We start from the raw sequence: 19,104 nt of genomic DNA, 5'->3' as shown, positions 1-19,104 counted from the left end.
CGAAAGTCAGGGGTGGTGGCGCAGCGCGTCCCGGTTCGCGAGGAATCCGAGCCGGCTGTGGCACTCCTCGACGTGCTCGACCCCGAGGTGCGGGGCCGCCCACATGATGAATCCGGCCGCGTCGACGATTCCGGCCAGGTCGAAGGCGACCGGGAGGAGCGCCAGTTCGGTCGCGGACAGGGGCCGGACCCGCTGGTAGCCGGCGAGGGCGGCCTCGGCGATGGCGGCGGGAAGCCGCCGGTCCGGCTGCTCCAGCGACGCGTATTGCAGCACCCTGGCGAGGTCGAGGATCAGCGGCCCGCGGTTGAGCTCGTCGAAGTCGAGCACGGCGGTGACCCGGCCGTCCTCGACCAGGAGGTTCTGGCGGTGGAGGTCGTGGTGGAGCGGTCCGGCGGGCTGCTCGCCGAGGAGCGCCAGGGCCTCGGCGTTCCCGTCGAGGAAGTCGCGGACCTCCTTGCGCCACTTGTCGGCGCCGTGGAGCGCGACATCGCTGGAGGCCGCGGTCTCGAGGACGCCGATGCGGTCGGTGACCAGGATGCGCGCATCGGCCCAACCTGCCGTGGCCGTGTGCATCCGGGCCAGCAGGGCCCCGGACTGCTCGGCGAGGTCGGGCGTCATCGCGGGTGGCACCTCACCGGAGGCGAAGGGGAACACCGCGATCGGCTTCCCCGCGACCAGCGCGAACGGCTCCCCGTTGTCGGCGGTGAACGGCGCGGGCGTCGGGAAGCCGCCGCCCGCGAGGTGCGCGACGAGCGCGAGCTCGGCCCCGGCCTTCGCCGGATCGGAGCGCACGTACTCGCGCACGACCACGTCGCCGCGGTCCGTGGCGACCCGCGCGTTGATGTTGTCCTCACCGCCCGGCAACGGCTGGGCTGCACCGCGGGCTTCGAGGCCGAAGCGGGCCAGGAAGACGGGCAGGTCGAGCCGGAGCTCGCCGTTCGGCCAGGCCGGGTTGTCGCTCATGCCGCCAGCCTTCCGCAGGAGCGGCCCGCGATCAACTCGTTAAGTGCTGCTCGCGGAACGGTCGCGGACGCCATCGCCGTGGGGTCGGTCGTTCAGCCGAGCGGCGGCGGCGGAATCCCGCCTCGCGACCGAGGCGCGGGCGGTGCCGCGCCCGCGACGATGGCGGTACAGGGCGGCCTCGGAGGAGGCCGCCACGGACACCACCTCGAATGGAAACACCATGCACCGCAAACGCATCGCACTGGCCGCCGTCACGGCGGGGGCAGTCGCGGCGGCCTCGTTCGCCTACGCCTGGCACGCCTCGGCAGAGGAGCGCCCCGGCCGGGACCGGCTCCAAGCCGACGCCGACCGCATCGTCGCCCTCGGCGTCACCGGCGTCCAAGCCCGCGTCACCGGCGACGACGGCGACACGCGCGCCGTCACCAGCGGCGTCGCCGACATCGAGACGGCAGCGCCGGTCGACGACGAGGGCCTGATGCGGATCGGCAGCGTCACCAAGACGTTCGTCGCCACCGTCGTCCTCCAACTCGCGGGCGAGGGCGTGCTCTCCCTCGACGACACCGCCGAGGACTGGCTGCCCGGCGTCGTCCAGGCCGAAGGCATCGACGGCGGCGAGATCACGATCCGCCAGCTGCTCCAGCACACCAGCGGCCTGCCCGACTACGCCGACGCCCCCGACTTGGGTACCGAGGCCCACTTCCAGCGGACCCGCTTCGTCATCGCCGACCCGGTGGAGACCGTCCAGGCCGCACTCGCGGCCGGGCCGGTCGGTGAGCCCGGAGAGCAGTGGCACTACTCCAACCCCAACTACATCCTGCTCGGCATGGTCATCGAGGAGGCGACCGGCCACCACTGGGCCAAGGCCGTCCACGACCGGATCGTCCTCCCCCTGGACCTGCACGACACCTTCTGGGCCGGCTTCACCGCGAAGACGGCCGAACCCCGCGCCAACCTCTACCAGCGCTTCGAGCCCGGCGGCGACCTCGTGGACGTCACCGAGTACATCGACCACGACGCCTCGGGCGGGCTGATCTCCACCACCGCCGACATCGACCGCTTCATGCGCGCCCTCATCGGCGGCGACCTCATCGGCGACGCCCAACTGCGCGAGATGCAGCGGACGGTGCCGGTGACCGGCGAAGGCTACGACCTGATCGCGCCCGGCGGCGCCGCCTACGGCCTCGGGATCTTCCAGCTCGGCTTCGACGACTGCGGCGAGGGCCTGTGGCTCGCCGGCGGCGACGTCCTCGGCGCCATGACCCGCGCCGCGACCACCGCCGACGGCGAGCACAGTGCGACGGTCTTCAGCTCGACCCAGCTGCGCGACTCCCTCGAGTCCGGCGTCGCCCAGAACCTCCGCACGAACGACCTCCTCGAACACGCACTCTGCGAATCGAACTGACCGCAGGGACGGCCGCTCCGGAGGCGAACCCTCCGGAGCGGCCGAACTCCCGTTGCTCTCTAGCCGCCGCCGCTCACCGGGCGCCAGCCCGACGGCGGGTCCTCGCCCACCCGGCCGTCGACGGCCTCCCGCAGCAGATCGGCGTGGCCGGTGTGGCGGCCGTACTCCTCCACCAGGTCGAACACGACCCGGCGCACGCTCAGATGGCCGCGCCCCGGCCACTCGAGATGCGCGGGCTGATCGAGACCGCCCTCCTCCAGGATCGACGCGAGCCGCTCGCGCGAACGCGCCACCGCCCCGTCCCACAACCCGTACAGGAACTCCGGCGAGTCCTCGGCCGCCGACGTGAACTCCCAGTGGTCGGTGTCGTCGAGCAGGCTCTCGTCCCAGTCCGGGCCCGGCGCCCGCCCCCGCAGCTTCCAGTTGAACGTCACATCCTCAACGCGCGCAAGGTGCTTCAGCAACCCGCCCAGCGTGAGCGCCGACGCCCCGATCCGCGCGCTCAACCCGTCCGCGTCCAGGTCGTCGGCCTTCCAGCGGAACGTCGTCCGCAGCCGGTCCAACGCCCCGACCAGGTGCGCCTCCTCGGTCCCCGCCAGCGGCGGCTCCCACCAGTAGTCGTGCTCGCTCATGCCGCCACCGTAGACCGGCCCCCCGACATCCGGGCCAAATGCGTTGCGCCCGCCCCGCCCGCCCGCATAGGGTCGCGCACATGGTGCATCCGGAATCGGACACGGCAGGGGCTGCCGGTCACCCGCCAGCCCCCTGAAATTCGCATGACCCGGGGCCGCTGGCCACGGTGACGAGACGTCCCCACCGAACGCTCGACACCACGGAGCCATCCGATGCCACTGCCCGTCTATCTGCTCGCCCTGGCCGTCTTCGCCATGGGCACGTCCGAATTCATGCTCGCCGGCCTCCTGCCGGACCTCGCCGCCGACCTCGGCGTCAGCGTCGCCACCGCGGGCCTGCTCACCACCGCGTTCGCCGCCGGCATGGTCGTCGGCGCGCCGCTCACCGCCGCCCTCGCCCGCCGCCGGCCTCCGCGCGCGACGCTTCTCGCGTTCCTCGGCCTGTTCCTGGCCGCGCACGTCATCGGCGCGGTCACCGATCACTTCGCGGTCCTCCTCGCCACCCGCGTCGTCGCGGCGCTCGCCAACGCCGGGTTCCTGGCCGTCGCCCTCACGGCGGCCGCCGCGCTCGTCGCGCCCGACCGGAAAGGCCGCGCGCTCGCCGTGCTCTTGGGCGGCACCACGATCGCCACGATCGCGGGCGTCCCCGGCGGTGCACTCCTCGGCGCGCTGCTCGACTGGCGCGCGACCTTCTGGGCCGTGGCGCTCCTGTGCGTGCCCGCCGCGCTCGGTCTCCTCCGCGGGCTTCCCGACACCCGCGAGACCCACGGCCTGCGCACCGAGCTGGCCGCACTGCGCCGGCCCCGCCTGCTGCTCGTCATGGGCCTGGGCGCGCTCGTGAACGCCGCGACGTTCGGCGCGTTCACCTACATCGCGCCCGTGGTCACCGAGACCGCCGGGCTCGGCGCACTGTGGGTCCCCGTGGTGCTCGTGCTCTTCGGTGCCGGATCGTTCACCGGCGTCACCGTCGCCGGTCGCCTCTCGGACCACCGCCCCGGCCGGGTCGTCGCCGTCGCAGGCCCGCTCCTGCTCCTCGGCTGGTGCGCCCTCGGCCTCCTGGCCGCACACCCCGCGGCGCTGCTCGCACTCGCATTCACGCAGGGCGCGTTGGCGTTCGCGGTCGGCAGCACCCTCATCGCCCGCGTCCTCCACGAAGCGGCGGACGCGCCGACGATGGCCGGCTCCTACGCCACCGCCGCCCTCAACGTGGGCGCCGCGGCCGGTCCCGTCCTCGCCGCGTTCGCGCTGGGCGTCGGCCCGGCGGGCCCGCTGTGGGCCGCCGCGGTCCTCGTCGCCGCCGCGCTGTTGATCGCGGTGCCGGGGCGGCGCGTGTTCACGGTGCTCAGGTAGCGGTCAGCGTGTCGGCGACCGCGGCGACCGCGGTCCGCACCAGGTCGGGCAGTTGGCCGCGGTCGCCGATGAGGATGAGCAGCCAGTAGAAGATCGGGCCGAGCAGCAGGGCGTGGACGATCGCGGCGTCCGGCGTCGCCTTCAGTTCGCCGCGTTCGAGGGCGCGCGCGAGGACGGTGTCGATCACGAACCGCTCCCGTTCGATGAACGTCCCGGCGAAGCGGGCCCCGAGCGCGGTGTCGCCGTGGATGTCGGCCAGGAGTCCGTGCAGCACATCGGGAGGCGCGGTCGAGAGCTGCCCGGCGATGACCTCGCCGATGGCCTGCAGGTCGCCGCGCAGGGAGCCCGAGTCGGGCGGCGGCTGCTCCTCCATGTCGTGCACGGTGGCCGCGAAGATCATCTCCTGCTTGGTCGCGAACCGCCGGTAGATCGCGGCCTTGCCGATCCCGGCCCGGGACGCGACGGCGTCCACCGTGAGCTTCGCGTACCCGCGCTCGGTCAGGAGGGCCCGGGTCGCGGCGGCGATGGCGTGATCTATCTGGCTGTCGCGGGGGCGGCCCACGGGTTGCTTCGCTTCCGGCATGGACCTAGGATACGGAACCAAGAGTATTGAAACTGCTAGTTCCGTAATTAGGAGTCGTCATGATCAAAACGGCCGGATGGTTCTTCGTCGTCCTCGGCGGCGTGCACACCGCCCTCAGCCTCGGGTTGTTCGCCGCGAAGCACTTCGCCTCGTGGTTCAGCGGCGGACTGTGGCGGTCCGAAGGCGGGTTCGCCGACATGACCGCCGCAATGGCCGCGTACTGGTTCAGCCTCGCCAGCTTCGGCGTCCCGCTGCTCGTCCTCGGCCTCACGGTCCTGTGGACGCTCCGGCGCGGCCTCGTCCCGCCCGCGTTCCTCGGCTGGATCCTGCTCGTCTGGACCGTGGTCAACATGGCGGTCCTGCTGCTCTCGCCGTGGGTGCTGGGCGTGGCCGGGTCGGTTCTCTACCTCGTCGGCGTCCGCCGCGCGAACCGCGAGCAGCGCCCGGCCGTCCCGCTCGAGGCGAGCCGGTGAGCCCGGCCCCCTTCTCGCCGATCGGAGCCGGCGAACCTCCTTGCGCATGATGGGGACCGATCGAAGGGACCGGTCCCGCGCCGCCGCGCTTAGCATGGGTCCATGGACGCCTCAACCGCCTCGCGGCTCCTCGCCCCCGCTGTGCTCCTCCTGCTCGCGGCCGGCTGCGCCGGCGAGACCGGGACCCTCGAGCCCCTCCGGAGTCCTCCGGCGCAGTGACCACCGCCGAGGCGACCGAGCCCGAGCCGAGTCCGACCCCCGAGCAGCCGACCGCCGCGGACGGCACCGATTACGCCGCCTGCGGCGACGGCAGTTGCGAAGTGGCCGTGAGCGAACCGGTCGACCTCGAGCTCGACGGCTTCACGTTGCAGGTCACGGCCGTCATCGAGGATGGCGTCGACATCTCCACCGAACGCGGCGGCGGCTCCACCTCCGCGGGGATCTCCGGCGGCTACTGCGTGGCGTTCCTGACCGAGAACGGCGTCCAGACCGGCTGCTACGGCGGGTTCGTCGGCGACGAGCGCCCGCCGGTCCCCGAGGCCGAGCCGGGCGTGCTCATCGTGGAGCTGCTCGACTTCACGGCGGGAACCGCGATCCTCCGCATCACCTCGCTCTGAGCCTGCGAAGGTGCGGGGGCGGGCCGCTGCGGCCCGGCCGCTAGAGCCGGTTGGCGAGGCTGACGACCTCGACGTCCATCGAGGAGTTCGCGGGGAAGTCGATCACGGACGGCGCGACACCGGCCGACACGAGGTGCGAGCCGAGGGCGGCGACCATCGCGCCGTTGTCGGTGCACAGCTTCGGGCGCGGGTAGCGCAGCGTGATGCCGGCGTCTTCGGCGCGTTCGACCGCGAGGGTGCGCAGGCGCGAGTTCGCGGCGACGCCGCCGCCGAGGAGGATCGTGTCGACGCCGTGCTCCTTCGCCGCGAGGATCGCCTTCTGGGTGAGCACGTCGCAGACCGCCTCCTGGAACGCGGCGGCCACATCGTTCACCGGCACGTTGTTGCCCTCCGCCCGCTGGGCCTCGATCCAGCGCGCCACGGCGGTCTTCAAGCCGGAGAAGGAGAAGTCGTAGCGGTGGCGCTCCATGTCCTTCGCGGCGGTGAGGCCGCGCGGGAAGCGCACGAACGCCCGGTCGCCCTCCTTGGCGGCCTTGTCGATGTAGGGCCCGCCGGGGAAGGGCAGGCCGAGCAGGCGCGCGACCTTGTCGAACGCTTCACCGGCGGCGTCGTCGATGCTCGCGCCCAGCTGGGTGACCTTCCCGGCGAGGTCCTCGACCATCATGATCGAGGAGTGGCCGCCCGAGACGAGCAGGCCGATCGCCGGCTCCGGGATCGGGCCGTTCTCCAGGGTGTCGACCGCGATGTGCGCGCTCAAGTGGTTGACGCCGTAGAGGGGGACGCCCGTGGCGAGCGAGTAGGCCTTCGCCGCGCCCACACCGACCATGAGCGCCCCGGCGAGGCCCGGACCGGCGGTGACGGCGATGCCGTCGAGGTCGCTCAGGGTGAGCCCGGCGTCGTCCAGGGCCCGCTGCACGGTGGGGACCATCGCCTCCAGGTGCGCCCGGCTGGCGACCTCGGGCACGACCCCGCCGAAGCGGGCGTGCTCGTCGACCGACGAGGCCACGGCGTCCGCCAGCAGCTCGTGGCCGCGCACGATCCCGACACCGGTCTCGTCGCACGAGGTCTCGATGCCCATCACCACGGGTTCGTTCTTCAACTGATCTTCTCCAAGGGAGCCCCGCCCCATGGGACGGGGGAAATTGGACAACTGGGGAGCAGGCAGGATGCGTTGCTTCGCCATCAGACGGATGGTAGTTCGCCTGAATCCCCCGCGGTCGCCCCGAGTCGACCTGTCCCACTCGAGCCTACTAGGCTCGTTTGCGTGAAGATCGTAACGCAGGTGAAGTTGTGTCCGAGCTCCGCGTACGACGCGGACGCTTTGGCGGCGACCCTGCGTGCCTGCAATCGGGCCGCGAACGCCGCTTCGGCGGTGGCTTTCACCAAGGGTTTGAAGCGGCGCAACGTGTTGCAGGATGCGGTCTACCACCGGGTCAAGGCCGACTTCGATCTCGGAGCGCAGGCGGCGGTGCGCACGGTCAAGAAAGTCTGCGATGCCTACGCCACGCTCAGGGGCAACCTCAAGGCCGGGAACCTCGGCCCCGAAGGGTCCAAGCGCCGGACGAGAGCCGAGTCCAAGCCGATCCTCTTCCGCGAGAACGCGGCTCAGCCCTTCGATGACCGCATCCTGACCTGGAACCTCGACGCACAAACCATCAGCATCTGGACCGTGGCGGGCAGGCTGAAGGGCATCCCCTTCGTGTGCTCGCCCGAAGCGCTGCAACTGTTGGCGTCCCGCAAAGGCGAATCCGACCTGGTGATGCGCGACGGCATGTTCTTCCTGATCGCCACCGTTGAGGTGGACGAGCCCGAGACGTTCGAGCCGGAAGAGTTCCTCGGCGTAGACCTGGGAATCGTCAACATCGCCACCACCAGCGACGGCCGGATCCTCGCCGGACGCCGCCTGAACCGGTACCGCAAACGGCAGCGCGACCTGCGGGCCAAGCTGCAGCAGAAGCAGACGAAGGCCGCCAAGCGCCGCTTGAAGGCGATCCGCCGCCGTGAATCCCGGCACGCGGCCGACACCAACCACATCATCGCCAAGCAGATCGTCGCGACCGCTGAACGCACCTCGCGCGGGATCGCCCTGGAAGACCTCAAGGGCATCCGGCAGAGGGTTACGGCCAAGAAAGACCAGCGGGCGCGACTCTCCTCCTGGGCCTTCGCCCAACTCGGCGCCTTCGTCGAGTACAAGGCACGACGGGCAGGTGTCCCGCTGGTCTACGTCGACCCGCGCAACACCTCGCGCCAGTGCTCGGAGTGCTGGCACACCCACCGCTCGAACAGGGTGGATCAAGCAAGGTTCGCGTGCCGGTCCTGCGGGATCGTGCTCCATGCGGACCTCAACGGCTCCCGCAACATCGCCCACCGAGGCGAAGCCGCGTGGCAGCGGGGCGCGGTCAAACGCCCCAGTACGGTCTAACGCCGTACCGGACGCAGGGGATCAACACGACAGCCAGTCGTGCTCCACTTGCAATCAACGCCTCAGCAGATCGGGCGACGAGCTCGATATGTCAAGGCCGAGAATTTGACAGGTCCATCCTCATCACCGCGGCATCCGTGCCGGTGTGCTGGTAGTAGTTCTTGCGCACGCCGAGCCCGACGAAACCGTACCCGTCGTACAGGCGCTGGGCCGGGACGTTGTCGACGGCGACCTCCAGGTACACCGCCTTCACCCCGTGCGCCCGGCCCCTGGCGATGAGATCGTCCATGAGCATCCGCGCCACACCCCGGCGGCGGGCCTCGGCGGCGACGGCGATGTTGTTGAGCCACAGCTCATCGCCGTTGAGCGCGGTGCCCGCGTAGCCGAGGATCCGCTCGCCGTCGAAGACCGCGCGGTAGTCGTTCCCGGCCGAGAGCTCGGTCCACAGCAGGCCCTCGCTCCAGGCCTCGGCCTCGAAGATCACCGTCTCCATCTCGGCGACGGCGGGCAGGTGCCACCAGCGCAGCCGGTCGATCCGCAAGTCGTTCATCGCATCAAGCTGTACCACGCGGCGCGGTCAGGCCGACGGCGCGGGCCTCGCGGGCTGCGCGTCCGGGCGGCGCAGGTACAGCGGGGTGAGCTGCTCGCTCGGCGCGCCCGCGAGCAGGCGCGGGGCGGCGAGTTCGACGAGTTTCACCAGGTCAGGGTAGATCGCGGTGGCCTCGGCGTCCATCGGGAGCTCGTCGGCGTACTTGCTCGCGCCCTCGCCGATCGCGTAGTCGGCGCGGGTGTCGGGCAGCTCGCTCGGTTTGCACACCTGCGGTTCGCCCTCGCGCACGCCGTCCTCGTAGACGGCCCAGTAGATCTCCTTGCGGCGCGCGTCCGTGGCCGCGAGCGCGCGGCCCCTCGTGTTGGCGCCGATGCCGTCGAGCGAGCAGACGCCGTAGACGGGGATGCCCGCGCCGTCGGCGAACGCGGCGGCGGTGACCATGCCGACGCGCAGGCCGGTGAACGGCCCGGGGCCGACTCCGGAGACGACCGCGTCGACGTCCTTGACGGTGCGCCCGGCGTCGGCCAGGCAGCCTTCGATGAACGGGGCGAGCTTCTCCACATGCCCGCGTGCGTCCACCTCGCGGCGGAACGCGGTCAGGAACAGCTCGTCGTCGTCGAGGTCGACGAGCGCGGCCTGCACTGCGGCAGTGGACGTGTCGAGTGCGAGGACCCTCATGCGGCCGCGCCCACGGGGGACTCCAGCGAAGCCAGGCGCTCGGCCCAGTCGCCGCCGCGGCCGTGCAGCACGACCTCGCGGACCTCGTCGGCCCGCCGTTCGATCGCGATCTCCAGGTGCGACTCGGCGAGGCGCTCGGCCAGGCCGGCGCCCCATTCGACGACGGTGACCGCCGCGTCCACATCAGTGTCGAGGTCGAGGTCGTCGAGCTCGTCGAGGGTCTCCAGGCGGTACGCGTCGACGTGCACCAGCGGGACGCCCGCAGTGCCCGCGCGGTGCGAGCGGGCGATCACGAAGGTGGGGCTGGTGACCCGCCCTTCAACGCCGAGACCGGCGCCGACGCCCTGCGTGAGGGCGGTCTTGCCGGCCCCCAGGGGGCCGGTGAGGATCACGAGGTCGCCCGCGCGAAGGACCGCGGCCAAGCGCAGCCCGAACTCGTGGGTGTCGTCGGCCGTCTGGAGCTGGAGCCTCACGTTTCACTCCTCCAAGTGCGTGTCGGTGGGGCCGCGTCGTGTCGGCGCGGCGCCGGGTCTTACTGCTCGGGCCGCGTCACGGTTCGAGACGGGGCCCGTGGTGGCGGGAGAACGGCGACCACCTGCGGTGCCGCCCCGGATCGCGCTCGAGCGGCGTCGTCTCCGGTGCGGCTGACACTGCGGAACCCCGGCCGATCTCAGCCACGACTTTGTCGATCATCTCCAACAAGAGTTGTGAGATCTCACCAGGGTACTCCAGCTGCGGTGAATGAGCCGCCTCGGCTATGAGCGCGAATCGCGACCCCCCGAGCGCCGCCGCCAGCCGCCGCGAATGCTCCGGCGGCGTCAGCAGGTCCTCGTCACCGACCACGACCAGCGCCGGAAGCCCCGCGAACAGCGGCAGCGTCGCCGTCTCGTCGTGATCGAGAATAGCGCGCGCGTAACCGACGATGCTCTGCATCGAGGTCCGCCGGTTCATCCGCTCGACCAGGGTGACCAGGGACGCGGGCGGGTCGATGTGCCCGAACGCGGCCTTGCGGGTGAGCAGCCACCCCAGGTCGCCGGCGAGCAGCCGCGACCGGTCGATCAGGTCCGGCGTCCAGCCCGCGACCTGCTGCAGCATCGGCAGCACCGTGCGCCGCAGCCGCCGCAGCGCGCGCATCGGCTTCGTCTCCACGGTGTCGAGTCCCGCGGCGCTGCTGGAGAAGAACGCCACGCCCTTCACGCGCTCGCGGAAGTCGGCCTCATAAAGGCGCGCGTACACCTGGATCGTCATGCCGCCCATGGAATGCCCGACCAGCACGAGGGGCCCGCGCGGGGCCACCGCGGCGAGCACGTCCTGCAGCACCTCCGCCAGGTCCTCGATGCTGTACTCCGTACGGGGCAGCGGGCCGGACCGGCCGTGCCCCGGCTGGTCGTACAGGACCGCCCGCAGCGACACGCCGCCCCGGTTGGCCTCTGCGACGGCCTTGCGCTGGAAGTAGAACGTCCCCATGTCCTGCATGTAGCCGTGCACGAACACCACCGTCAGGTCGGCGTTCTCGGGGCCGGCCGTCTCCACGTGGATCGGGACGCCGCCGCGCGACTCCACGGTGAACACCGAGCGCTGCGTCGGGAGCTCAAACGGCTCGTGCGCGTACGGGTCCACCGACGACGCCCGCGTGCGCCGTGCCAAGTACCGGGGGATGCCCCACGCCAGGGCGGCGCCGAACGCGACGCCGCCGGTCACGCCGCCGGCGACCGCCAGGCCGCGCCTCCGACGGGACTGCTTCTCACTCATGCGGCCTCGCAATGCCCTCGAACACCAAGCCCTCCGAACATCAGCCCTCCGAACACCGAGTCACGTCGCCGGTCGCACCGCCGCACTGCAGCAGACACGGCGTTCCGTGCTCAGGTGCCGTCGCGGGGCGCAATGCCCCGGTTCCACAACCGAGGCACCCGCGACCCGATTCCCGTCAGCACGTCATTGGGGATCGTCCCCGCCCACGCCGACCAGTCGTCCGCGTCGGGATGCTGCGCGCCCGCGCCGATGAGCACCACCGGTTCGCCGGGCTTCACCGGGTCGTCGCCGCAGTCGACCATGAACTGGTCCATGCAGATCCGGCCCAGCACCCGGCGGCGCTTGCCCGCCAGGTACACCTCGGCCTTGCCGGAAGCGGCCCGCGGGACGCCGTCGGCGTACCCGAGCGGCACGAGCGCCACGTTCGTGTCCCGCTCCAGGTGCACCGTGTGCCCGTAGGAGATCCCCGAACCGGCCGGGACCCGCTTGACCGACATCACGACGGAGCGGACCTCGATCACCGGCCGCAGGTCGACCGCGAACTGCGGCACCGGGTTGTAGCCGTACAGGGCGATACCGGGGCGCACCATGTCATACCGCGTCTCAGGGTCGGCGATGAGCGCCGCCGAGTTCGCGAGGTGCCGCACCTCGGGTTCCAGGCCCGACGCGGCCACCGTTTCGAGGAACCGCTCGAACGCCGCCTTCTGCTCGGCGTTCGCCGGGTGCCCGATCTCGTCGGCGCAGGCCATATGGCTCCATGCGCCCACGACGACCAGCGAACCCGCCGCCTGGTGCTTCGCCGCGGCCTCGGCGACGAACGCCCACTCGTGCTCGGCCACGCCGCCGCGGGACATCCCGGTGTCGCCCTTGAGGTGGACGCGCGCCGGAACCCCGGCCCGGTCGGCCGCCGCGGCGACCGCGTCGAGCTGCGCCAGCGAGGACACCCCGAGCTCGATCCCGGCACCGACCACTTCGGCCAGGCCGGGTTGATCGGGGGCGAAGAAGAACGCCATCACGGTCGTGTCCGCGAGGTCCGGCAGGCGCTTGAGCTGCCATGCCTCCCTGAGGGTCACGACGCCGAGCGCCGCCGCCCCGGCTTCGATCGCGATCCGCCCGGTGGGGACCATGCCGTGCCCATACCCGTCGGCCTTCACCATCGCCATCATCGGCACCCCGGCCACGGCCGCCAGCGCCTCGACGTTGTGCGCCAGGCGCCGCCAGTCGGCACTCGCTTTCGCGAGGCCGGACATGGTGCCGAACTCGGGCTCGGTCAGGACGCGGAAGTTGTCGATCGCCACATATGCAAGGGTACGTGCCCGCCGCCGGGGTCCCGGACAGCAGCGCTCTGCCCCGAATCGTGCACTATATATCCTATAGGATCTACGCCTCGCCCCGAATCCTGCAGGATATATCCTATAGGATCCGGGGCGAGGCAGGGCCTTACGCGAGCTGCTCGCGCACCGTCCGGGCCGCGGCGACGAGGCCTTCCAGCGACGGCCGGACCTCCTCGTAGCGGCGGGTCTTCAAGCCGCAGTCCGGGTTCGCCCACACCCGCTCCGGGCCGAGCGCCGCGACCGCGAGGCGCAGCGCTTCGGCCATGTCGTCGGCGGCCGGCACGCGCGGCGAGTGGATGTCCCACACGCCCGGCCCGACCGCGCTGCGGTAGTTCGCGCGGTCGAGGTCGGCGAGGACCTCCATCTTCGACCGCGACGCCTCGATCGAGGTCACATCGGCGTCCAGCGCGGCGATCGCGTCGATGACCTCGCCGAACTCCGAGTAGCAGAGATGCGTGTGGATCGCGGTCTCCGGACGCACGCCCGCAGTGGCGAGCCGGAACGAGCGCGTCGCCCAGTCCCGGTACGCCGCACGGGAAGCCGCGCGCACGGGCAGGAGCTCGCGCAGCGCGGGCTCGTCGACCTGAATGATCATCGTCCCGGCCGCTTCGAGGTCGGCCACCTCGTCGCGCAGCGCGAGCGCGACCTGATCGGCCGTCTCGGACAACGGCTGGTCGTCGCGCACGAACGACCAGGCCAGGATGGTCACGGGCCCGGTGAGCATGCCCTTGACGGGCTTCTCGGTGAGCGATTGGGCGTACGAGGTCCACTCGACGGTCATCGGGGCCGTCCGCGTGACGTCCCCGTAGAGCACCGGCGGTCGGACGCAGCGCGAACCGTAGGACTGGACCCAGCCCGCGGCGGTGGTCGCGAAGCCTGTGAGCTGCTCCGCGAAGTACTGCACCATGTCGTTGCGTTCCGGCTCGCCGTGGACGAGCACGTCCAGTCCGAGCTTCTCCTGCTCGGCGATGACGGCGGCGACCTCGGCCTTCATGCGGGCCTTGTAATCGGCGTCGATCATCAGGCCGCGGCGGTGCGCGGCGCGGGCGTTGCGCAGCTCGGCGGTCTGCGGGAACGAGCCTATGGTCGTGGTCGGCAGCAGCGGGAGCGGCAGGCGTTCAGCTTGGGCCGCTTGGCGTTCGCTGTAGGGAACGCGCCGGTCGGCATCGGGTTCGAGCGCGGCGAGCCGCGCGCGCACCGAGTCATCGCGCCAGGCATTCGGAGCCTGGGGCCGCGCCGCACGCGAACCCGCCGGATCCGCAAGCGTGGTGATCTCGCGGAGCTTCTGACGTGCGAACGCGAGACGTTCGGTCAGCGCCTCCGGAAGGTCGGTCTCGGCGTCCAGGTCGACCGGGACGTGCAGCAGCGACGACGAGGAGGAGACCCCGACGCGGTCGCTGATGCGTTGCAGCCGTGCAATGTCGGCACCGGCCTGGGCGAGGTCGGTGCGCCAGATGTTGCGGCCGTCGACGACTCCCGCGAGCAAATATGTTTCACGTGAAACATCCAGTGCCTCAAGAGTTTCCAGGTCACTGCGGCCACACACGAGGTCCAGCGCGACACCTGCCGTGCCCGCGTCCAGCAGCACCGGCAGCGCCTCCCCGAACGGCCCGTAGCCTCCCGCGACGACGATCGCTGTGTCGGAGGTGAGCCGCTGGTACGTGGCGCTGACGGCCGCGAGTTCGCTCTCGGACCGGTCGGCGCAGAGCGCCGGCTCATCGAGCTGGACGACCTCGGCCCCCGCGTCGCGCAGGGCCGCAAGGAGTTCGACGTACACCTCGACGAGGTCGTCGAGCCGGTCGAACGCCGCGAAACCGGCGGGCGCGTCCTCGCTCGGCTTGGCGAGCAGCAGGAACGAGACCGGGCCGAGCAGCACCGGGCGGGCGTCCAGGCCGCGCCCCTTTGCTTCAAGGAATTCGGCCACTGCCTTCTCGGGCTTGGCCGTGAACGCGGTCTGGGGCCCGATCTCCGGCACCAGGTAGTGGTAGTTCGTGTCGAACCATTTGGTCATCTCGAGCGGCACGGCCGCGGCATCACCCCGCGCGGCCGCGAAGTACGAGGCGAGCTCGCCCTCACGACGGTGGCGCGGCGCGAGCGCGTCCACCGCCACGATCGCGTCGAGCACGTGGTCGTAGAGCGAGAACGTCCCGGTGGGGACCGTGTCGAGCACGGCGAGGTCGTCGAGCATCCCGGAGCGGACGGAGGCGGCGGCGGCCTCGAGCCCGGCGGCGTCGAGCCGCCCGGACCAGTAGGCCTCGAGCGCGCGCTTGAGCTCGCGCTTCGGTCCGATGCGCGGGTAGCCGAGTGCGGTGGCCTGCGGTTTCGCGGGCACGCTGGCAGTTGTGTTCATGTGTCAGTTCCCTCGAACTTGCGACAACGGGACCGCGCGCGGTCGCGCGCGGTACGCGGGCAGGTATTCGGACTCGAGGGCGCTTGTACTCCTAGTCCCCGCCGCTTCCCAGACCTGATGGGGCCCAGTGCTCATGGCGGGTTTCGTTCCCTCTCACCGCTGCGGGGCAGCCCTGGATTCGCACCAGATTCCCTCTTAGCCGGGGCGGTGTGCACCGCTCCGGAACCAGCGTCGGAACCGATGGTACGGCCGCGCACCGACTTGTGCTCCGAACGAGGCCGCACTGTGGGACGAGCGTGGCGCGGTTCCTGCCCCGAATGGGTAGGCTCGGGCCCCATGAGCACCAGACCTGTAGCAGTAGTCACGGGAGCCAGCAGCGGCATCGGGGCCGCCGCCGCGAAAGCCCTCGCCAAGGCCGGGTTCGACGTCGTCCTGGGCGCCCGACGGGCCGACCGGCTCGCCGAGGTCGCAGCGGAGTGCGGGGGCCGGGCGATCGTGCTCGACGTCACTGACGAAGCCTCGGTCTCGTCCTTCGCCGAGCAGGTCGAACGCTGCGACCTGCTGGTGAACAACGCAGGCGGGGCCCTCGGCCTCGAATCGATCGCCACGGCAGACCTCGAACTGTGGCAGCGGATGTACGACGTGAACGTCCTCGGCACCATCCGGATCACCAAGGCGCTTCTGCCGAAGCTGATCGATTCCGGCAACGGCCAAGTCGTCGTGATCGGCTCGATCGCCGCCCACCAGCCGTACCCGGGCGGAGGTGGCTACAACGCGGCCAAGCACGCCGAAGCGGCCGTCACCCGCGTCCTCCGCCTCGAGCTCCTCGGCCAACCGGTCCGCGTCTGCGAGATCGACCCGGGCATGGTCGAGACCGAGTTCAGCCTGGTGCGCTTCGAAGGCGACAAGGAACGCGCCGACGCCGTCTACGCCGGCATGACCCCCCTCACCGCCGACGACATCGCCGAAACCATCACCTGGGTCGCCACCCGCCCCGCCCACGTCAACGTCGACCAGATCACGATCATGCCCCGCGACCAAACCGGAGCCCAACAGGTCCACCGCCGCAACCAATAGCAGCACAACATGAATCGGCCCGGGCGTTGCACCGCCGGGCCGTGTTCTCGCCGCGAGAAGGGCACGCACGATGCAGAGCGCGGAGATCCCCGACTGGGCGTGGGCGGTACTGGACCACCGTTTCGACCGCAGCCCGGCCGACCTCGACGCCAGTTTCACCATCGGGATCGCTGCGGTCCCCGATCCGCTCGACGGTGAATTCCTCCACGAGCCCGTTGACGCGCCTCGGCTAGGCACCGTCGTCCGCATGGGCGAGCCGGTGAGCGACTGGGGCTGGGAGCTCATCGGCTCTTGGGAAACGCTGCGCACCGAGACCCACCGTTCAGTCTCAGCCGCTCGTATCCGCAGAAGCGGTCGCGGGTCACGACGCGCGGACGCCCGGCCGGTGGCCTACGCGCTCGAGCTCGCGATCTTGTTCCAAGAGCGTCCGTTCCAACTTCCAGGTGAGACCGACCCTGCCCGGTACGGGTCGGTCGCCCGCGCCCTGAGCGGTCTGACCGCCGCTGCCGTGAGCGGTCGCCCGTGTTGTGCCCAACCTGTCCAAACCGGTGCCTGCGGGCACCTCCTCCAAGCCAGGGAGACGGTCAGGAAGTTCAACGTCTGGTTCGCCGACCAGGTGCGCACGCACGGCTGGCCGATCGCGGTCGTCGATGCCTCATTGACCTGTCGGCTTGCCGCCGAACGCGCCGCCGCTCATCCCGACGCCCGGTTCCGGGCGCAATGCCGCCAGCTCGCCGCCAACCTGCTGGCTTCAGGCGACATCGATCCCGACCACTATGTGATCCTTTGCGAAGCGAGTCTCTCCTAGCCCTCCGCGGGACTGGGCCCCAAGCACCGCAGCGGCACTCACTCGGACCGGGGCCATTCGAGGTCCTGGTGGTCGTCCGCCGGCGAGATCCTCACGTGCGGCGGCGTGTAGACGGCTTCGCTGCCCTGGACGACGCAGTCTGTGGCGATGCGCAGGCCACCGTCCGAGGTGTACAGGATCGAAAGGCCGTCGTCGCGGTCAGCGCGGACCGAGACGACCCCTTGCCCGTGCTGCTCCTGGGTCGGTTCCAAGCCCAGGCTCTCAAGCTCGTCCGCGATGATCTGGGCGTCTTCGACCCGCCGGGCCAGGTCGTCATCGTTGATGTCGTGGTCGTAGCTGACCGAAACCGACACGAAGCCGTTCCAGACAAGGTGCCCGTCCCAACCCGAAGTGCAGGTTTCGGTGGCCCATGACCGGCTGTCGAACGCCGAAAAGCCGTTGTCGTCCACTGGAAGATCGGAAATGAGTCGGCCTGCCAGATCCTCGGCGACGAGGAGCGCTTTGTCCGATTCATATTCGGCGGTGAGCATGGGCGGTCGTTCTTCGATGTCGTAGATGAACCAGCGGTACGCGCCGCAGCATCCGCTCACCAATACCAATACGCTCACGACCACGTAGACGGGCCAACGAGCCGGCCTCTGGGCGAGCGGCGCATCCTGATCGGTCATGAATCCCCTGCGTCGGCGCGCGGATCGACGAAGATCGACACGGACGTTTGACGGTCGGTGCTGTCGAACCACACCAGGGAGTTCGCGGCGTCGACCATGTTCGAGGATTGGAAGCGGCCGCCCTCAGCGGTGACGTACGCGGCTTCGGCGGCGTTCATCTGCTCATCTATCCAAGTCGACAGTGCACCTGAACCGATCGAGCTGCCTCCCGACCCGGACATGCAACCCTGCAGCAGGTCTCGGATCTCGTTGAACGGGAACAAGACCGGTCCTCCAGGCGCGTCCGCCGCGTAGACATCGGAAGCGACCTCGCAGTACATGCTCAACACGCCGCCGTCGGGATCGGTGACCGCCTTGGCCGTAAAGATGAGGTCTGCGGTTTCGGAGGAGGCCGTTCCTTGCAGTGTCCATGAGAACCGGTCTTCATCGACGCGGGGATCTTCGGCCGGTTCAGCCCGAGCCGGCTCATAGGCGTCCATGATGAGGTCTCCCGAACTCGACCATTCCCCGATGCCGAGCCCCTCGATCGCCTCGGTCCATGCGGTGATGTCGGCCCCCGGAATCGGGGTCAGGGGGATGGGGTCCGACGACACTTCGTAGGTCGCGTAGTCGTCGTCGAGCTCCGGCTCTGTTGCGCAGGCAACGCCGGACACGAACGCCAAGGGCACCAACGCAATGCATCGGAGCAATGCCTTCATAGCAGGGTCACGCTCGCGGTGGCGGCGTCAATCTCGGTTCGCAGAGCGGGGTCATCGGGGTGGACGATGTCCATGAGGAAGACCGAGCGGTTGTCGTCGGTGAAGATGTGGAGAATGTGGTCGTACATCGACCGCTCAAAGCTGGCCATCAAAACCCTCGGGCTCGCGTCCCGGCTGCTCGAAGGGGCGCAGCATTGCCTGGCCGTCCTTGAACGGCGCGATCGCGTCAGCGCTTTCCGTCTCCTCTGGAGTGACCAGCTGGCAGTGCTTGTGGTTGTCGTTCTCCGGCAGGACTCCTCCGAGCGGCGGCCCGCACACAGGGCTGCCTTCAGCTCGGACGCATGCAACCTGGGCGTGAATCACGATCTGACCGAGCATGTTGGAGTACCAGACGTTGACACCGTCAGACCGAGTGGCTTCCAGAGCCTTCGGATTTCCGTCGGGGTACTTCCTTTCTGCATGGATTTCGTAGCCAATCGCTGGCCAGTGCTCCTTGAGGACCTCGAAATAGTCCATGGTCACCAGTTCAGAGCCGATCGTCGCTTCAGGGAGCGTGTAACTGATCTCGTAGGACTCGCGTCCTTCCTCCGCACACTTGAGCTGCAGGGTGCGGCGTTCATAGAAGCCAGGGAAATCCGGCAACCTCGCGATGGTCTCGCCGATGGCTTCGTCCATCCGAAGGAAAGCCTCATCGAGATTGAACTCAAGTTCGGGAAGGTCTGACGACATAGACGAGCATCCTCCGAT

Annotated in this window: 21 protein-coding genes and 1 riboswitch; of the genes, 7 read left to right on the top strand and 14 right to left on the bottom strand. The window is 70.3% G+C overall.

Annotated features, from left to right (window positions below):
• Positions 1–6: 6 nt before the first annotated feature.
• Positions 7–963, bottom strand: coding sequence for a phosphotransferase (locus AB0I03_RS10345; protein ID WP_360409646.1), 957 nt, complete (start codon positions 961–963; stop codon positions 7–9).
• 220 nt (positions 964–1,183) lie between these two features.
• On the opposite strand from AB0I03_RS10345, the gene AB0I03_RS10340 reads away from it, so the two are divergent.
• Entirely contained in the window at positions 1,184–2,365 is a 1,182-nt protein-coding gene (locus AB0I03_RS10340) for a serine hydrolase domain-containing protein (protein WP_360409643.1), read from the top strand.
• Between the two features lie 59 nt (positions 2,366–2,424).
• Here the strand turns inward: AB0I03_RS10340 and AB0I03_RS10335 are convergent, their stop codons facing one another.
• On the bottom strand, positions 2,425–2,997 hold the full coding sequence (locus tag AB0I03_RS10335) for a DUF664 domain-containing protein (RefSeq protein WP_360409640.1): 573 nt from the start codon (positions 2,995–2,997) through the stop codon (positions 2,425–2,427).
• A gap of 213 nt (positions 2,998–3,210) precedes the next feature.
• On the opposite strand from AB0I03_RS10335, the gene AB0I03_RS10330 reads away from it, so the two are divergent.
• Positions 3,211–4,347 carry a Cmx/CmrA family chloramphenicol efflux MFS transporter gene (locus AB0I03_RS10330; protein WP_360409637.1) on the top strand — a complete coding sequence of 379 codons (1,137 nt, stop codon included), beginning with the start codon at positions 3,211–3,213 and terminating at the stop codon, positions 4,345–4,347.
• Here AB0I03_RS10330 and AB0I03_RS10325 read toward each other — a convergent pair.
• Entirely contained in the window at positions 4,340–4,930 is a 591-nt protein-coding gene (locus AB0I03_RS10325) for a TetR/AcrR family transcriptional regulator (protein ID WP_360409634.1), read from the bottom strand. The genes AB0I03_RS10330 and AB0I03_RS10325 overlap by 8 nt on opposite strands.
• Before the next feature lie 59 nt (positions 4,931–4,989).
• On the opposite strand from AB0I03_RS10325, the gene AB0I03_RS10320 reads away from it, so the two are divergent.
• Positions 4,990–5,403 (top strand): DUF6463 family protein, encoded by a 414-nt coding sequence (locus tag AB0I03_RS10320; RefSeq protein WP_360409631.1) that lies wholly within the window; start codon positions 4,990–4,992, stop codon positions 5,401–5,403.
• Between the two features lie 215 nt (positions 5,404–5,618).
• The gene (locus AB0I03_RS10315) at positions 5,619–6,020 is read left to right on the top strand and encodes a hypothetical protein (protein WP_360409628.1); all 402 of its coding nucleotides are present in this window, start codon (positions 5,619–5,621) and stop codon (positions 6,018–6,020) included.
• A 40-nt stretch (positions 6,021–6,060) separates the two neighbouring features.
• On the opposite strand, the gene tsaD is transcribed toward AB0I03_RS10315, so the two are convergent.
• Positions 6,061–7,119 carry a tRNA (adenosine(37)-N6)-threonylcarbamoyltransferase complex transferase subunit TsaD gene (tsaD, locus tag AB0I03_RS10310; RefSeq protein WP_360409625.1) on the bottom strand — a complete coding sequence of 353 codons (1,059 nt, stop codon included), beginning with the start codon at positions 7,117–7,119 and terminating at the stop codon, positions 6,061–6,063.
• A gap of 165 nt (positions 7,120–7,284) precedes the next feature.
• Here tsaD and AB0I03_RS10305 point away from each other — a divergent pair, with 165 nt between their 5' ends.
• A complete protein-coding gene (locus AB0I03_RS10305) occupies positions 7,285–8,442 on the top strand; it encodes a transposase (RefSeq protein ID WP_360409622.1) in 1,158 nt (385 codons plus the stop codon).
• A 91-nt stretch (positions 8,443–8,533) separates the two neighbouring features.
• Here the strand turns inward: AB0I03_RS10305 and rimI are convergent, their stop codons facing one another.
• The 6 genes from rimI to metE form a co-directional block, all read right to left on the bottom strand.
• Positions 8,534–8,992 carry a ribosomal protein S18-alanine N-acetyltransferase gene (gene rimI, locus AB0I03_RS10300; protein WP_360409619.1) on the bottom strand — a complete coding sequence of 153 codons (459 nt, stop codon included), beginning with the start codon at positions 8,990–8,992 and terminating at the stop codon, positions 8,534–8,536.
• A 27-nt stretch (positions 8,993–9,019) separates the two neighbouring features.
• On the bottom strand, positions 9,020–9,670 hold the full coding sequence (gene tsaB, locus AB0I03_RS10295) for a tRNA (adenosine(37)-N6)-threonylcarbamoyltransferase complex dimerization subunit type 1 TsaB (RefSeq protein ID WP_360409616.1): 651 nt from the start codon (positions 9,668–9,670) through the stop codon (positions 9,020–9,022).
• The gene (gene tsaE / locus AB0I03_RS10290) at positions 9,667–10,143 is read right to left on the bottom strand and encodes a tRNA (adenosine(37)-N6)-threonylcarbamoyltransferase complex ATPase subunit type 1 TsaE (protein ID WP_360409613.1); all 477 of its coding nucleotides are present in this window, start codon (positions 10,141–10,143) and stop codon (positions 9,667–9,669) included. Before tsaE ends, tsaB begins: the two co-directional genes overlap by 4 nt.
• Positions 10,144–10,219: 76 nt before the next feature.
• On the bottom strand, positions 10,220–11,422 hold the full coding sequence (locus AB0I03_RS10285; RefSeq protein ID WP_360409610.1) for an alpha/beta hydrolase: 1,203 nt from the start codon (positions 11,420–11,422) through the stop codon (positions 10,220–10,222).
• A 110-nt stretch (positions 11,423–11,532) separates the two neighbouring features.
• Complete coding sequence (gene alr / locus AB0I03_RS10280) at positions 11,533–12,720, bottom strand: alanine racemase (protein ID WP_360409607.1); 1,188 nt, start codon at positions 12,718–12,720, stop codon at positions 11,533–11,535.
• A 142-nt stretch (positions 12,721–12,862) separates the two neighbouring features.
• Complete coding sequence (gene metE / locus AB0I03_RS10275; RefSeq protein ID WP_360409604.1) at positions 12,863–15,106, bottom strand: 5-methyltetrahydropteroyltriglutamate--homocysteine S-methyltransferase; 2,244 nt, start codon at positions 15,104–15,106, stop codon at positions 12,863–12,865.
• Between the two features lie 40 nt (positions 15,107–15,146).
• Positions 15,147–15,351: riboswitch (cobalamin riboswitch) on the bottom strand.
• A 91-nt stretch (positions 15,352–15,442) separates the two neighbouring features.
• On the opposite strand from metE, the gene AB0I03_RS10270 reads away from it, so the two are divergent.
• Together AB0I03_RS10270 and AB0I03_RS10265 are read left to right on the top strand one after the other, a co-directional pair.
• On the top strand, positions 15,443–16,183 hold the full coding sequence (locus AB0I03_RS10270; RefSeq protein WP_360409601.1) for an SDR family NAD(P)-dependent oxidoreductase: 741 nt from the start codon (positions 15,443–15,445) through the stop codon (positions 16,181–16,183).
• Positions 16,184–16,253: 70 nt separating this feature from the next.
• A complete protein-coding gene (locus AB0I03_RS10265; protein ID WP_360409598.1) occupies positions 16,254–16,991 on the top strand; it encodes a hypothetical protein in 738 nt (245 codons plus the stop codon).
• A gap of 38 nt (positions 16,992–17,029) precedes the next feature.
• Here the strand turns inward: AB0I03_RS10265 and AB0I03_RS10260 are convergent, their stop codons facing one another.
• From AB0I03_RS10260 to AB0I03_RS10245, 4 genes are read right to left on the bottom strand one after another with little or no spacing between them, the layout of a single operon-like run.
• Entirely contained in the window at positions 17,030–17,659 is a 630-nt protein-coding gene (locus tag AB0I03_RS10260; RefSeq protein ID WP_360409595.1) for a hypothetical protein, read from the bottom strand.
• Positions 17,656–18,357 carry a hypothetical protein gene (locus tag AB0I03_RS10255; protein ID WP_360409592.1) on the bottom strand — a complete coding sequence of 234 codons (702 nt, stop codon included), beginning with the start codon at positions 18,355–18,357 and terminating at the stop codon, positions 17,656–17,658. Before AB0I03_RS10255 ends, AB0I03_RS10260 begins: the two co-directional genes overlap by 4 nt.
• A complete protein-coding gene (locus AB0I03_RS10250) occupies positions 18,354–18,485 on the bottom strand; it encodes a hypothetical protein (RefSeq protein WP_360409589.1) in 132 nt (43 codons plus the stop codon). The genes AB0I03_RS10255 and AB0I03_RS10250 overlap by 4 nt, the downstream gene beginning before the upstream one ends.
• A gap of 7 nt (positions 18,486–18,492) precedes the next feature.
• Positions 18,493–19,086 carry a hypothetical protein gene (locus AB0I03_RS10245; protein ID WP_360409586.1) on the bottom strand — a complete coding sequence of 198 codons (594 nt, stop codon included), beginning with the start codon at positions 19,084–19,086 and terminating at the stop codon, positions 18,493–18,495.
• Between the last annotated feature and the right edge of the window lie 18 nt (positions 19,087–19,104).

Source organism: Glycomyces sp. NPDC021274 (genome assembly GCF_040641195.1).
GTDB lineage: Bacteria > Actinomycetota > Actinomycetes > Mycobacteriales > Micromonosporaceae > Glycomyces.
The sequence above is the reverse complement of the archived record's forward strand: the minus strand, read 5'-3'. Positions and strand labels throughout refer to the sequence as shown.

Coding starts and splice junctions, on each gene's coding strand:
- AB0I03_RS10270 (WP_360409601.1), top strand. CDS start 15,443: ATGAGCACCAGACCTGTAGCAGTAGTCACGGGAGCCAGCAGCGGCATC.
- AB0I03_RS10245 (WP_360409586.1), bottom strand. CDS start 19,086: ATGTCGTCAGACCTTCCCGAACTTGAGTTCAATCTCGATGAGGCTTTC.
- tsaB (WP_360409616.1), bottom strand. CDS start 9,670: ATGAGGGTCCTCGCACTCGACACGTCCACTGCCGCAGTGCAGGCCGCG.
- AB0I03_RS10330 (WP_360409637.1), top strand. CDS start 3,211: ATGCCACTGCCCGTCTATCTGCTCGCCCTGGCCGTCTTCGCCATGGGC.
- AB0I03_RS10340 (WP_360409643.1), top strand. CDS start 1,184: ATGCACCGCAAACGCATCGCACTGGCCGCCGTCACGGCGGGGGCAGTC.
- AB0I03_RS10260 (WP_360409595.1), bottom strand. CDS start 17,659: ATGACCGATCAGGATGCGCCGCTCGCCCAGAGGCCGGCTCGTTGGCCC.
- rimI (WP_360409619.1), bottom strand. CDS start 8,992: ATGAACGACTTGCGGATCGACCGGCTGCGCTGGTGGCACCTGCCCGCC.
- AB0I03_RS10255 (WP_360409592.1), bottom strand. CDS start 18,357: ATGAAGGCATTGCTCCGATGCATTGCGTTGGTGCCCTTGGCGTTCGTG.
- AB0I03_RS10285 (WP_360409610.1), bottom strand. CDS start 11,422: ATGAGTGAGAAGCAGTCCCGTCGGAGGCGCGGCCTGGCGGTCGCCGGC.
- AB0I03_RS10345 (WP_360409646.1), bottom strand. CDS start 963: ATGAGCGACAACCCGGCCTGGCCGAACGGCGAGCTCCGGCTCGACCTG.
- AB0I03_RS10265 (WP_360409598.1), top strand. CDS start 16,254: ATGCAGAGCGCGGAGATCCCCGACTGGGCGTGGGCGGTACTGGACCAC.
- AB0I03_RS10250 (WP_360409589.1), bottom strand. CDS start 18,485: ATGTACGACCACATTCTCCACATCTTCACCGACGACAACCGCTCGGTC.
- metE (WP_360409604.1), bottom strand. CDS start 15,106: ATGAACACAACTGCCAGCGTGCCCGCGAAACCGCAGGCCACCGCACTC.
- AB0I03_RS10335 (WP_360409640.1), bottom strand. CDS start 2,997: ATGAGCGAGCACGACTACTGGTGGGAGCCGCCGCTGGCGGGGACCGAG.
- AB0I03_RS10320 (WP_360409631.1), top strand. CDS start 4,990: ATGATCAAAACGGCCGGATGGTTCTTCGTCGTCCTCGGCGGCGTGCAC.
- AB0I03_RS10325 (WP_360409634.1), bottom strand. CDS start 4,930: ATGCCGGAAGCGAAGCAACCCGTGGGCCGCCCCCGCGACAGCCAGATA.